The following is a 12,638-nucleotide window of genomic DNA, read 5'->3' on the forward strand; positions in this document are numbered from 1 at the left end:
CGAGTGCCGCTTCCGTCCTGCCATGATCCCTATCGTCCCTTCGTGCCCTCATCAGGGCAATCAGGACTCTAGAACAGCCCGGACCGGTTCACGGGGGACACGCCACTAGCACCGCGACCGTGGCACGGCTACCGCTCTATGAAGAGCGGGTGCAGGTCTTCGTCGACGTCGAGCACCCCCTCGCCGCAGCGATTGACCCAATACCGCTAGCCTCCCTGAGCGATCGCCCATGGATACTCCCCGGGAGTGATACCGCCCTGCGGGGTGAACTCGAAGAGGAATTCGCGAGGCTGCGGGCCCCTCTCCCCGCCAACCGTGTGGAAACCACCAATGTTCTCACTGTGCGCGAGTTGCTACGCGATCGGCGGACGCTCGCAGTCCTTCCCGCACTGATCGGCAACAGCCACGACAATCTGGTCTCTCTGCCCGTGGACCTCGCCTCGGTGAGCCATCAGGTGGGACTGTCTCTGGCTGTCGGTCGGGCTCTCAGTCCCGCCGCAGCCGCCTTCGTCCATGCCCTTCGGAGGGTGGCTGCTGAGGGGCTGACGAGCCCCGCACCGGAGATCTGACCGAAACCTGCCAATCTGTCACACGCGACCGACATCGACACTCAACGGGCGGCCGGACGCACTCCCAGCAGCGCCGCGAGCTGTGTCGCGATCGGGTTGAGGTTCAGTGCGTCAGGCGCCTTCTTGGGCTTGGAATCCCACGGCTGGGCGTAGTCGGGGTTGGCCAGCGCGGCACGTTTGGCGCCGCGGACATCGGTCGGATTGCCCTGGGCCACCTGACAGTTGGCGTTCGTGTTGAACGGGAAGTCGTCGTAGTTGATGTCGAAGTCAGGGTTCTTGGCCTTGATCTCGTCGATCATCTTCGTGGTTCCCTCATACCCGTAGGTACACGTCGGCGGGTTGTTGGTCTCGAGGACCACACCAAAGTGGATGGTGCCATCACCGGGCGCGGTGGTCGCACCCTGACCCGACAGGATGCCGAGCAGGCTCATCAGCGGTGCCACACCGAAATAGGTGGGCGCGGTCTCGCGCACATCGGCGGCGAGGTCGTGGACCACCGAGGTGATGTCGCCACCGGATCGTTCGAGCAGCGCGGAGATCTGGGTGGCGCTGGCCGTTCCGGTGGTCAGCAGTCGCCGGAGATCCGGATCGCTGGACTGCAGCTGCGCGGCGACCACCTTGAGGCTCTTGGCCCACTGCTCGATGTCGTCGGACTGGTCTGCCTGCGTACCCAGGGCCACGTCGGAATTACGGAGCAATGAGATCGTCGCCGGCAGATTGTCATATCCGGCTTTGGACAACGCCGAGAGTGAGTTGACGAGGCTGCGCATGTCCTCACCGTGACCGCCGACGCCCTTGGCTAGCTCGGTGACAACGGTGTGCAGGTCGTCGACGGGGACCGAGTTGGCCAGGTTGACGCTGCTGGAGATGACCTTGTCGAGGGGCACCGGGATCGACGTGTCGGTGATCACCGAGCCGTCACGCAGCCACGGCGCACCTGAGGTGTGCGGCCGCAGATCCACGTACTGTTCGCCGATGGCCGACCGGTTGGCCACCACCGCACGCGCGTTCGCCGGGATCTTGTCGCCGGACTTGGTGAGGACGAGGTCGGCGGTCACACCATCGTCGGTGAGGTGGAGCTGGCCGACCCTGCCCACCGGAACACCCTGATAGGTGACCTCGGCGTTGGTGAAGATGCCGCCGGAGTCCGAGAAATTGGCCTTGACGACATAACGGTTGAGGCCCACGGCCGAGTCGAGGTGCACATAGTGCAAGGCCGCGTACACCAACAGAGGAACGGTGAGCAGCAGAAGGACGATCAGCTGCCAGATCTGCAGCCGACTGACCATGTTCATCGTCGACACGCCTTCCCGACGCACATCTCACAAGTCCCCACAGTGGGACCGGCAGCACCGATGCCGCGTCGATTCGACTTTCTCACAAGACCGAATCGGACACCAAGACGACAACAGTCAGTGACAAGTTGCCCCTACCACCTACAACACCGATAGTGATTGTCATCACTCATTCGAGCATTCGGTACACATCACTATGTCGGCATCGGCCACGAGCCGCAGAACGGAGGTACTGCGGGCAGGGTTCTGCACACACAGCAAAGGACCCCTCCCGATACGGAAGGGGTCCTTCGGCTGACTCAGTCCGGCGACCGGCTCGTGGATGCGATCACACGTACCGATGGCTGGTCAGATCAGGCGTTGCCCGACAGCTTCTCGCGAAGCGCGGCCAGCTGCTCGTCGCTGGCGAGCGAACCGCCACCGGTCGACGAGGACGACGACGAGGACGATCCGCTCGATGCCGGACGCGAATCCGAGGTCGACTCCGACGAGTAGTCGGTCGGCGCGTTGGCAGCCTCGGCCGCCGCGGCAGCGAACTTCTCGATCTGGGCGGTGTGCATCTTGTGGCGACGCTCGGCCTCGGCGTACCGGGCCTCCCATGCCTCACGCTGCGTCTCGAAACCGGGCAGCCACTCGTTGGTCTCCGCGTCGAAGCCCTCCGGGAAGATGTAGTTGCCGGCCTCGTCGTAGCTGTCGGCCATGCCGTACTTCGAGGGGTCGAACTCTTCGGTGTAGTCCTCGTTGGCCTGCTTGAGGCTCAACGAGATACGACGACGCTCGAGATCGATGTCGATGACCTTGACCATCGCGTCGTCGCCGACGGAGACAACCTGGTCGGGGACCTCGACGTGGCGCTCGGCCAGCTCGGAGATGTGGACCAGGCCCTCGATGCCCTCTTCGACGCGCACGAACGCACCGAACGGCACCAGCTTGGTGACCTTGCCCGGAACGATCTGACCGATCGCGTGGGTACGGGCGAACTGACGCCACGGGTCTTCCTGGGTGGCCTTGAGCGACAGCGACACGCGCTCGCGGTCGAGATCGACGTCGAGAACCTCGACGGTGACCTCGTCACCGACTGCAACGACCTCCGACGGATGGTCGATGTGCTTCCAGGACAGCTCGGAGACGTGGACCAGACCGTCGACGCCGCCGAGATCGACGAAGGCACCGAAGTTGACGATCGAGGACACGACGCCCTTGCGGACCTGCCCCTTCTGCAGCTGGTGCAGGAACTCGCTGCGCACCTCGGACTGGGTCTGCTCCAGCCAGGCGCGGCGCGACAGCACCACGTTGTTGCGGTTCTTGTCGAGCTCGATGATCTTGGCCTCGAGCTCCTTGCCGATGTACGGCTGCAGGTCGCGGACGCGGCGCATCTCCACAAGCGATGCCGGGAGGAAGCCACGCAGACCGATGTCGAGGATCAGGCCGCCCTTGACGACCTCGATGACGGTGCCCTTGACGGCCTCGTCCTTCTCCTTGAGCTCCTCGATCGTGCCCCAGGCGCGCTCGTACTGCGCACGCTTCTTGGACAGGATCAGGCGGCCTTCTTTGTCCTCCTTGGTGAGGACGAGGGCCTCGACCTGATCGCCGACGCTCACGACCTCATTCGGGTCGACATCGTGCTTGATGGACAGTTCGCGAGACGGAATCACGCCCTCGGTCTTGTAACCGATGTCGAGAAGAACCTCGTCACGGTCGACCTTGACGATGGTGCCTTCGACGATGTCACCATCGTTGAAGTACTTGATCGTGGAGTCGATCGCGGCGAGCAGGTCCTCGGCCGAGCCAATGTCATTGATGGCTACTTGCGGCGAGGTGATGGTCGTGGACGGCATATGTTGAGTTGCTCCGGACGAGTAAGTAGTAGGTACAGTTACGCCAGCGCGCCGATGAGACAGCACGCACTCTGACAGGCTACTTGACCAGGGGTGGCCTGGGCAAATACCTGGTCGAGTGCGTTCGTGCGCGCGACAGCCAGCCCCCGAAGGGTCCGCACCGGGCCGATGCGGCAGCTGCCCTGTGACAACCCTGTGAGGGGTCTCCCACATTCCCCGCCGTACCCGATTCGGTGAACCCCCAGGTCGGAGTGCCTGGTTACCTCATCTAACCTTCTTCGATGTGTCCCAGATCTCGTCTCCGGTCAGCTCATCTCGGGTGAACCCGTCGATCGCCGCGCGACTCGACCGCCTCCCGGTGGTCCGCACCCATCGAATCGCCGTGGCCGTGGTGGGAATGGCACTGTTCTTCGACCTCTACGAGAACTTTCTGGCTGCCACGATCTCCTCGGTTCTCAAGACCGAGCTCGACCTGACCCGCACGCAGTTGAACCTGATCCTGGGGTCGGCATTCTTCGGGCAGTTCGTCGGCGCGATCGTGATGGGCAGGCTGTCCGACCGGATCGGTCGCCGCCCGGCCTTCATGATCAACCTCGCGGTGTACTCGGTGTTCTCCCTCGTCGCGGCCTTCAGCCCCAACGCCTGGTTCCTGGTGGCGATGCGCTTTTGCGCCGGTATCGGCATCGGCGCCGAATTCGCCCTCGCCGACTCCTACCTGGCCGATCTCCTTCCCAAGGCGGTCCGCGGCAAGTTCATCTCGTGGTCCTACACGGTCGCATTCATCGCGGTGCCGGTCGTCGGCCTGCTCGCGCGCTGGCTGGTCCCGTTGCACCCGCTCGGCTTCGACGGCTGGCGATGGCTGTTCCTGCTCGGCGGTATCGGCGCATTCGCGGTCTGGGTCATCCGTCGCGGGCTGCCCGAGTCCCCGCGGTGGCTGGAGACCCACGGTCGACACGAGGAGGCCGAGGCGATCTGTTCCTCGCTCGAGGCCGAGGCACGCGCGGCCGGGCACACGCTCGCCGAACCCGACGACGAGGCGACGGTCCGGCCTGCCGCGTCGATGGGTTTCTCGTCGTTGTTCGGTCCGCAGCTGCGTCGGCGCACCACGATGCTGTGGATCCTGTCGGCGCTGGAGGCATTCGGCTACTACGGCTTCGGCACGCTGGCTCCACTGGTGCTCATGGAGAAGGGTTTCGACGTCGTCAGCTCGCTGGGCTTCGTCACCGCGTCCTACCTGGGCTACCCGCTGGGATCCCTGCTGGCGATCCCGCTGGTCGAACGGATCGAGCGGAAGTACCTCGTGATGATCTCCGCGGCCGCGATGGCCGCCTTCGGTCTGTGGTTCGGCTTCGCCTCGAGTCCCGCGCAGATCGTCGTCGCCGGTATCGGCTACACGATGGTCAGCAACCTGTTCTCGAATGCCTATCACGTATATCTGGCCGATTCGTATCCCACCGCGGTCCGTGCCACGGCCGCGGGATCGGCGTATTCGCTGTCGAAGATCGCCACTGGCATCTTGCCGTTCATCCTGCTGCCGCTGCTCGATGCGCACAGCCCCGAGCTGGTGTTCGGTCTGGTCGCGCTGATGATGGTCCTGCTCATCGTCAACGTCGCGGTGCTCGGTCATCGCACCACGGGACGCTCGGTCGACGCGCTCGAATGAGTCCTGCCATGCGAGGCACCTAGACTCGAGCCACGTGGAACCCTCCGACCGTCCCGTCCCCGCCGCACAGATCCGTGCACCACGGCTTCTCGGCGACATCGACTCGGCGACCAGTGAATCAGCCAACCGCGGTTGGTGGGACGGCGAGACCGACGACTATCACCGTGAACACGGCGAGTTCCTCGGTACCGACACTCCCGGTGGGGATTTCATCTGGTGTCCGGAGCGAGTCCGCGAAGCCGACGCCCACCTGCTCGGCGACGTCGCCGGGCGCCGGATCCTGGAGATCGGTTGCGGTTCGGCACCGTGTTCACGATGGCTCGCCGCACAGGGCGCCCAGCCGGTCGCGATGGATCTCTCGCGCGGGATGCTCGAACACGGCCGCGCTGCGATGCAGCGCTTCGACGAGCCGAGGGTTCCGCTGGTGCAGGCGACCGCCGAATCCCTGCCGTTCGGCGACGCGTCCTTCGACCTCGCCTTCTCCTCATTCGGAGCGATCCCGTTCGTGGCCGACTCAGCCCGCGTGATGGCCGAGGTCGCCCGCATCCTGCGCCCCGGCGGACGGTGGGTGTTTTCCGTGAATCACCCGATGCGCTGGATCTTCCCCGACGACCCCGGCCCGGACGGCCTCACTGTCTCGATCCCTTACTTCAACCGGACGCCGTATTCGGAGACCGATGAGCAGGGCCGGGTCACCTACGTCGAGCACCACCGCACGATCGGTGACCGCGTTCGCGAGATCCGAAGCGCCGGAATGGTTCTCGACGACATCATCGAACCGGAGTGGCCAGATGACCTCACCCAGGAGTGGGGGCAGTGGAGTCCGCTTCGTGGCCAGTTCTTCCCGGGGACGGCGATCTTCTGCTGCACCCTTCCCGGGTGAGCGCCGGCCCCGTCGCCGCGAACGTCACAGGATCTTCGACAGGAACGCCCTGGTGCGTTCGTGTTTCGGATTCGACAGCATCTCCTGCGGATCGCCCTGCTCGATCACACGACCCTCGTCCATGAAGACCACCTGATCGGCGACCTCACGCGCGAAGCCCATCTCGTGGGTGACGACGATCATGGTCATCCCGTCCTTGGCCAGATCGCGCATCACCGCGAGGACGTCGCCGACCAGTTCGGGATCGAGCGCCGAGGTGGGCTCGTCGAACAGCATGAGCTTGGGGTCCATCGCCAGTGCGCGCGCTATGGCGACCCGCTGCTGCTGACCTCCCGACAGCTGCGCGGGATAGGCATCGGCCTTGTCCGACAGACCGACCTGAGCCAGCAGATCCTTCGCGCGGGCGACGGCTTTGTCGCGGGGCACCTTCTTCACCTGGGTGGGCGCCTCGATCACGTTGTCGAGTGCGGTGCGGTGCGGGAACAGGTTGAAGTGCTGGAACACCATCCCGATGTCCCGGCGCTGTTTGGCGGCGTCCTTGGCCGACAACTCGTAGAGCTTCCCGCCGCGCTCGCGGTACCCGATCAGATCTCCGTCGACGTACAGCCTTCCCGCCGTGACACTCTCGAGATGGTTGACGCAACGCAGAAAGGTCGACTTACCCGAACCCGACGGCCCGATCAGGCACATCACCTGTCCGGGCTCCACCTCCAGGGTGATCCCGCGGAGCACCTGGAGCGCACCGAAACTCTTGTAGACGTGGTCGGCCTGGACCATCGGCGTGGTCTCCGCCTGCACACGCGTCTCGGCGCTCTGCGCGCTGGTCATCATGCTCCCCCGGAATTGTGCGGTGCACCCGCATTCTTGAGCGTCGCGTCGTCGACCGTGCCGTCCGGCTTCAGCCGCGCCTGAGTGGCCGCGAGCACCCGCAGTTGCTTGGCGGTGAGCGTGCGGCTGGCACCCCGTGAGTAGTGCCGTTCGATGTAGTACTGCCCGACCATCAGGATGCTGGTGATGACGAGATACCACGTCGACGCGACCAGCAGCAGGGGGATCGGTTTGAAGTTGACCGCGGAGATGTCCTTGGCCCGACCGTAGAGCTCGAGGCTGAACGGGATCGCGGTCACCAGCGATGTCGTCTTGAGCATGCTGATGAGTTCATTGCCGGTGGGCGGGATGATCACCCGCATGGCCTGCGGGAGAACGGTGCGCCGCATGGTCTGGCTCCACGACATACCCAGTGCCACCGACGCCTCGGACTGTCCCTCACCGACCGAGGTGATGCCGGCTCGCACGATCTCGGCCATGTACGCCGACTCGTTGAGCGCCAGGCCGATCACCGCGAACAGGAACGCCGAGTTGAGGTCCTGGATATCGAGGTGGGCGAACTGCACGGTGAACGGGATGCCGAGGTCGATGCGTTTGTAGATCGACGGGAACAGTCCCCAGAACACCAGCTGCACGTACACCGGGGTACCGCGGAAGATCCACAGGTACACCCACGCAACGGTGCGCAGCACCACATTCGGTGACAGTCGCATGATCGCGAGCACCACACCGAGGAACACGCCGATCGCCATGGCCAGGACGGTCAGCGCGAGTGTGTAGCCGGCGCCGGAGAGGATGCGCTTGTCGAACAGGTACTGCCCGTAGGTCGGCCACTCGTATGCGCTGTTGGTGGCGGCACCGTAGATGAACAACGCCACGAGAATCGCGACGATCACCGCGGCGATCAGTTGACCGGGGTGTCGAACCGGAACCGCCTTGATCGGTTCCGGTTCGACGTCCTCGGAATGTGTTGTCTGCGTTGCAGTCATGACAGCTCGATCGATGTCTCGCTGATCAGCTGATCGCGCCGTTGAGTTCGGACTGCTTGATCACGCCGTTCTCCACGCCCCAGCTGCGGGCAACCTCGGCGAATGCGCCGCTGTCGATCAACTCCTGAACCGCCTTCTGCAGGACCGGTCCCAGCGGGGACCCCTTCTGGACCGGGAAACCGTAGGGTGCGGAATCGAAGATGTCACCGGCCAGCTCGAGCTTGCCGTTGGATTGCTTGACCGCATAGGCGGTGACCGGTGAATCCGCGGACATGGCGTCGACCTTGCCGAGCATGAGGGCGTTGGTCGCCGAGGCCTGATCGTCGAACTTCACCTTGTTGATCGGCTTCTTACCCGCGTCGACGCACGCCTGGCTCTTCGCCGGCAACTCGTCGGTGTCCTCGGTGGTGGTCGACTGCACGGCGACCGACAGCCCGCAGGCGTTGTTGGGGTCGATATTCTTGCCCGCCGGCCGCGCCCACTGCACACCGGCCGAGAAGTAGGTGACGAAGTCGACCGTCTTCTCGCGTTCCCTGGTGTCGGTGAACGAGGACATACCCACGTCGAAAGTCCCCTGCTGGATGGCCGGGATGATCTTGTCGAAGTCGGCTTCCTTGTAGACAGGCGTGACGCCGAGCACCGTCCCGATCTTGTTCATCACATCGACGTCGAATCCGACGATCTTGCCGCTGGAATCCTTGAACTCGTTGGGCGAGTACGGCACGTTCACGCCGACGATCAGCTGGCCGGAACTCTTGATCCGATCGGGCAGCTGGTCGTGCAACGACGCGTTCTTGGTCACCGTCACCGACTGGGACACCGACGTCGGCGCGCTGCCGCTGTCGCCTTCGCTGTTGGAACATCCCGCCGCCGTCAGTGTCAGCGCCGCTGCACCCAGCGCCATCCACATCCGCATTCCACGCACTCGCATCGTCTCCGACGCTCCCCTCTGAGCAGGTCGATCTTCGTCACTGTGGTCGCGAGAACCGCCGGTGGCCACCAGACGATCTCGACCCCCGGGCCGACGAAACAGCGCACCGGTCGGTGCGTCCGGAGTAAACCTATGACAAATCGGGCACGAACGAGGGGTGAGCGACGCAGATCATCTGGACTCCGACTCAGCCGCCCGTCAGGTGCTGTGCGACCGCGTCGGTGAAGTCATCGGTCCCCACGCCCCCACCCAGGTCACGGGTACACACACCGCTCGACAGCACGGCCCCCACCGCCCCGCGAAGCCGTTGCGCAGCATCGGCGTGGCGCTGATCGCCGTGCCTGTGCGCCGACCAGTCGAGCAGCATCGCCGTCGAAGCCATCAGCGCGACCGGGTTGGCCACACCGAGGCCGGCGATGTCGGGAGCCGCCCCGTGTGCGGCCTGTGCCATGGCCACCGAATCCGAGGCGTTGATCGAGGCGGCGATGCCCAGCGACCCGGCGAGTTCGGCGGCGAGATCACTGAGAATGTCACCGAACAGGTTCTCGGTGACCACCACATCGAAATCACCACCCCGGCGGACGAGCAATGCGGCCATCGCGTCCACGTGCTGTTCGTCGACCTGCACATCGGGGTACTGCGCGGCGACCTCACGACAGACGTCACGGAACAGGCCGGTGGTCATGGTCAAGACGTTCGCCTTGTGCACCACCGTGACCCGGCGGCGTCGGCGGCGCGCGAGCTCGAAGGCCCTGTGCGCGATGCGCTCACTGGCGGCGCGTGTGATCAGCCCCACGGCCAGCGCGACATCGGGGGTCGGCATGAACTCACCGCTGCCGCGCGCCATGTTGCGGTCGGCGTAGAGACCCTCGCTGTTCTCCCGCACGACCACCAGATCCATGTCGGCGACGGTCGGATGCGTGCCACCGAAGGCGAAGGCCGGACGGATGTTGGCGTAGAGGTCATATCGCTTTCGGATCACCGCACCCGGGGTGAGACGCCCACGCCACTGCGCGGGGTAGTTGGCCGAGTCATGCGGACCGAGGATCCACAGGTCCAGCTCGTCGAGAGCGTGCAGGGTCGATTCGGGGATCGGGTCGCCCACCTTCTCGATCGCTGCGCGCCCGATCGGCAACCGCACCCAGATCGGCGTGATGCCGACGGCATCGAGTGCCAGCTCGGTGACCCGGGTGGTCGCCGGGACGATCTCGGGACCGATCCCGTCCCCCTCGAGCACTCCGATCGTCAGTTCGTCGCCACTAGTCAGTCCGCCCACCGTCATGATCGTGCCAGACTGGCGTCGTGGCCCATTCGGTGGAACTGCTCCTCGACCCCGAGTCGGAGTCGTGGGTGGTGGGCATCTGGGCGGCGTTGTCGGCGGCCGGTCTGCCGAGTCAAGGCGCGATCCGCTCGGGAACCAACCGACCACATGTGACACTTGTTGCCGCCGAGCACATCTCGCCGGAGGTCGATACGTCGCTCGCGTCGATTCTGCCCGCCGATCCGCTGCGGCTCGGCCTCACCTCGGTGGTCGTCTTCGGCGGGAAACGGGCGACGATCGCTCTGGGTGTGGTGATGACCGACGCGCTGATGTCGGTGCATCGCGAGGTCGCCGCCGCGACCACCCCGCACGCAACCCGCGTCTTCCACCACGCCCGGCCCGGCGACTGGACCCCGCATGTGACGATCGCCCGCCGCGTTCCCGGCGACCGGATCGGTGAGGTACTGGGCACGATCGGCGTGGTCGGCGACGGTGTGACCGTGGCCCCGCAGCGCGACGCCACGGCGGTCGCGCTGCGCAGATGGGACAGTGACACTCGCACCGATGTGGTGTTCGGCGGCTGACGAGACGGCGTCGGCCGTATCCGCACGCCGACCCGATCCGTGCGCGGACGACTTAGCCTCGATCCACCGATCGGCTTTTTGATGTCTCGTGAAATGTGTTGTGTATGTTCGGGGTGGCGGTGGGCGTGGGTGAGTCGCCGATCTCTGGTGTCGGCGTGTTTCACTGGGTTTCGTGTCGGGGCCGGTTCTGGCCGATGGTTAGGGGTCAGGCTGAGTGTTGTCGTTTGATCGTGTTGTTGAACAACAGGTTCCACTCGCGTTCCCACGGCCATCGGGCGGGTAGATGCATCGTGATGCGCCGCGCTGAGGACGCGATTCGAGCGGGTATGCAGATCAGGGTGCGTCGGATGGTGGAGGTAGTCGCCTTCGCCAGACGCTGTCAACCGAGACAGGCTGCGGCGCGGGTCAGGTTGAACGCGATGACCGCACACACCAGCCATGCGGCGTTCGCGCAGAACTTTCCCGAGGGCAGATGCGCCAATGCGGAGGCTTTGAGGTCGGCGTGGACTTGCTCGATGATCGCATGACCGCGGTGAGTCTTGTCGGCGGTCACGGTGTCCAGGTCGCTGGTGGTGAAGAACGCATGAAACCGCCACACGTCGAACAAGCCGTCTCCCTCGGCTGCGAAGTCAGGGATACGGCGCACCACCAGCCGTCCGGATACCTGCAGGCGCTTGGCTTTGGAGGTGAACGCGGTGAACGGTACTTCGGCGACCTCGGCCCGCGAGACCCACTGGCCGCTGTCTTCGTCGAAGACGGCGTCGGTGTACTCGATCGGCGTCCATGCATCTGCCGGTACCTCGCTGATCGCTGCTCGGACGTGGGAATCCTGACGCACGGTGACCGACACCTGCGCACCGGCCCGGAGCGCGGTGGTGATCGCGCGATGGCCGTAGAACGCTGAATCCGCTCGCAGCAGTATCGGTCCCGACGCATCGGACGACCGTAGCCGCCGCACGGTGGCCAGGGTGTCGGCGATCAACCGATGCGCCCCGCGCGCGGAGTTACACGCCCCTTTGCGCAGGCGTTGAGCGGCGATCACCGGCGCACCGTCACCACAGGTGAGGGTGGTGATCGCCGAGTTCAGCCCACGCACTCGGGTGTAGCCGAATCCGACGCCCTGCTTGGCCGGGCCGTGGACCTCGATGATCGAGTCGTCGATATCGATCATCACCGGCCCGTCGATCCCCGCCAGCACCGGAGTATGGCGAGCCAGTCCCGCCAACAGCCGGGTGGCGATCGCATCGGCTTGGCGGACATGCCCGAACCGGAACTCCCGCAAGAACGATCCCAGCGTCGACGGGGCATACGGGTGCTCGAACACCCGGCCCATCGCGCCGTGCCGCAACACGGCCATGTCGTCGATGCTGTCGGCGCCCGCCACCATGCCCGCGACCAGCGAGAACACCTTGCGATCCGGGTGGGCGCCCTTATCGGTGGGCACGCTCAGATGCTCGCGGGCCAACTCCGACAGGCCGGCCTGTTCGGCCAACGCCATCACCGGCACCACCCCCGCAGCGGCGAGGAGATTCGGATCGTCACAGGATGCAGACCGGACCGGGTGAGTGTGAGACAATCGCATCTACGACATGCCCACCTGTGTGTGTGGATGGAACCCTAGAGAAGTCCCATTCTGTCACTCAGACAGGGCATTTCGTTTATCCCTCACCGACCGATCACAAGCAAATCGGTGTGGCAGGTCCCCGATAACCGGTCCAGGCAGTTCTAGAGCCAGTTCCTACTTGCAGTCGATCAGTCGATCTCGCAGCCCACGGGGTGATGTTGGTGGGTGCATCC

Annotated in this window: 10 protein-coding genes and 1 pseudogene; 4 read left to right on the forward strand and 7 right to left on the reverse strand. The window is 65.0% G+C overall.

Features of this window, described 5'->3' with window-relative positions; translation table 11 throughout:
- Positions 1 to 119 precede the first annotated feature (119 nt).
- Positions 120 to 569: a LysR substrate-binding domain-containing protein gene (locus tag IEW22_RS18680; protein ID WP_268235501.1), complete on the forward strand. Its 450-nt coding sequence runs from the start codon at positions 120 to 122 to the stop codon at positions 567 to 569.
- Between the two features lie 41 nt (positions 570 to 610).
- On the opposite strand, the gene IEW22_RS18685 is transcribed toward IEW22_RS18680, so the two are convergent.
- Positions 611 to 1,858 (reverse strand): MCE family protein, encoded by a 1,248-nt coding sequence (locus tag IEW22_RS18685; protein WP_188588727.1) that lies wholly within the window; start codon positions 1,856 to 1,858, stop codon positions 611 to 613.
- A 359-nt stretch (positions 1,859 to 2,217) separates the two neighbouring features.
- Positions 2,218 to 3,702 (reverse strand): 30S ribosomal protein S1, encoded by a 1,485-nt coding sequence (gene rpsA, locus IEW22_RS18690; RefSeq protein WP_188588715.1) that lies wholly within the window; start codon positions 3,700 to 3,702, stop codon positions 2,218 to 2,220.
- Positions 3,703 to 3,985: 283 nt separating this feature from the next.
- Here rpsA and IEW22_RS18695 point away from each other — a divergent pair, with 283 nt between their 5' ends.
- Together IEW22_RS18695 and IEW22_RS18700 are read left to right on the forward strand one after the other, a co-directional pair.
- Entirely contained in the window at positions 3,986 to 5,365 is a 1,380-nt protein-coding gene (locus IEW22_RS18695; RefSeq protein ID WP_229742895.1) for an MFS transporter, read from the forward strand.
- Positions 5,366 to 5,399: 34 nt separating this feature from the next.
- On the forward strand, positions 5,400 to 6,248 hold the full coding sequence (locus tag IEW22_RS18700; protein WP_188588717.1) for a class I SAM-dependent methyltransferase: 849 nt from the start codon (positions 5,400 to 5,402) through the stop codon (positions 6,246 to 6,248).
- A gap of 24 nt (positions 6,249 to 6,272) precedes the next feature.
- Here IEW22_RS18700 and IEW22_RS18705 read toward each other — a convergent pair whose 3' ends face one another.
- From IEW22_RS18705 to IEW22_RS18720, 4 genes are all read right to left on the reverse strand, one after another.
- Positions 6,273 to 7,025, reverse strand: a complete 753-nt coding sequence (locus tag IEW22_RS18705; protein ID WP_188588731.1) for an amino acid ABC transporter ATP-binding protein — start codon at positions 7,023 to 7,025, stop codon at positions 6,273 to 6,275.
- A 50-nt stretch (positions 7,026 to 7,075) separates the two neighbouring features.
- Complete coding sequence (locus IEW22_RS18710) at positions 7,076 to 8,065, reverse strand: amino acid ABC transporter permease (RefSeq protein ID WP_188588719.1); 990 nt, start codon at positions 8,063 to 8,065, stop codon at positions 7,076 to 7,078.
- Positions 8,066 to 8,090: 25 nt separating this feature from the next.
- Positions 8,091 to 8,996, reverse strand: a complete 906-nt coding sequence (locus tag IEW22_RS18715) for an ABC transporter substrate-binding protein (protein WP_373284254.1) — start codon at positions 8,994 to 8,996, stop codon at positions 8,091 to 8,093.
- Between the two features lie 187 nt (positions 8,997 to 9,183).
- Positions 9,184 to 10,278: an isocitrate/isopropylmalate dehydrogenase family protein gene (locus IEW22_RS18720; protein ID WP_188588721.1), complete on the reverse strand. Its 1,095-nt coding sequence runs from the start codon at positions 10,276 to 10,278 to the stop codon at positions 9,184 to 9,186.
- 20 nt (positions 10,279 to 10,298) lie between these two features.
- On the opposite strand from IEW22_RS18720, the gene IEW22_RS18725 reads away from it, so the two are divergent.
- Entirely contained in the window at positions 10,299 to 10,841 is a 543-nt protein-coding gene (locus tag IEW22_RS18725) for a 2'-5' RNA ligase family protein (protein WP_188588723.1), read from the forward strand.
- A 205-nt stretch (positions 10,842 to 11,046) separates the two neighbouring features.
- Here IEW22_RS18725 and IEW22_RS18730 read toward each other — a convergent pair.
- A pseudogene (locus IEW22_RS18730) lies at positions 11,047 to 12,423 on the reverse strand (IS1380-like element ISGbr1 family transposase).
- Between the last annotated feature and the right edge of the window lie 215 nt (positions 12,424 to 12,638).

The organism is Gordonia jinhuaensis, from assembly GCF_014639795.1.
Lineage (GTDB): Bacteria > Actinomycetota > Actinomycetes > Mycobacteriales > Mycobacteriaceae > Gordonia_B > Gordonia_B jinhuaensis.

Coding starts and splice junctions, on each gene's coding strand:
- IEW22_RS18685 (WP_188588727.1), bottom strand. CDS start 1,858: ATGGTCAGTCGGCTGCAGATCTGGCAGCTGATCGTCCTTCTGCTGCTC.
- rpsA (WP_188588715.1), bottom strand. CDS start 3,702: ATGCCGTCCACGACCATCACCTCGCCGCAAGTAGCCATCAATGACATT.
- IEW22_RS18705 (WP_188588731.1), bottom strand. CDS start 7,025: ATGGTCCAGGCCGACCACGTCTACAAGAGTTTCGGTGCGCTCCAGGTG.
- IEW22_RS18710 (WP_188588719.1), bottom strand. CDS start 8,065: ATGACTGCAACGCAGACAACACATTCCGAGGACGTCGAACCGGAACCG.
- IEW22_RS18715 (WP_373284254.1), bottom strand. CDS start 8,996: ATGCGAGTGCGTGGAATGCGGATGTGGATGGCGCTGGGTGCAGCGGCG.
- IEW22_RS18720 (WP_188588721.1), bottom strand. CDS start 10,278: ATGACGGTGGGCGGACTGACTAGTGGCGACGAACTGACGATCGGAGTG.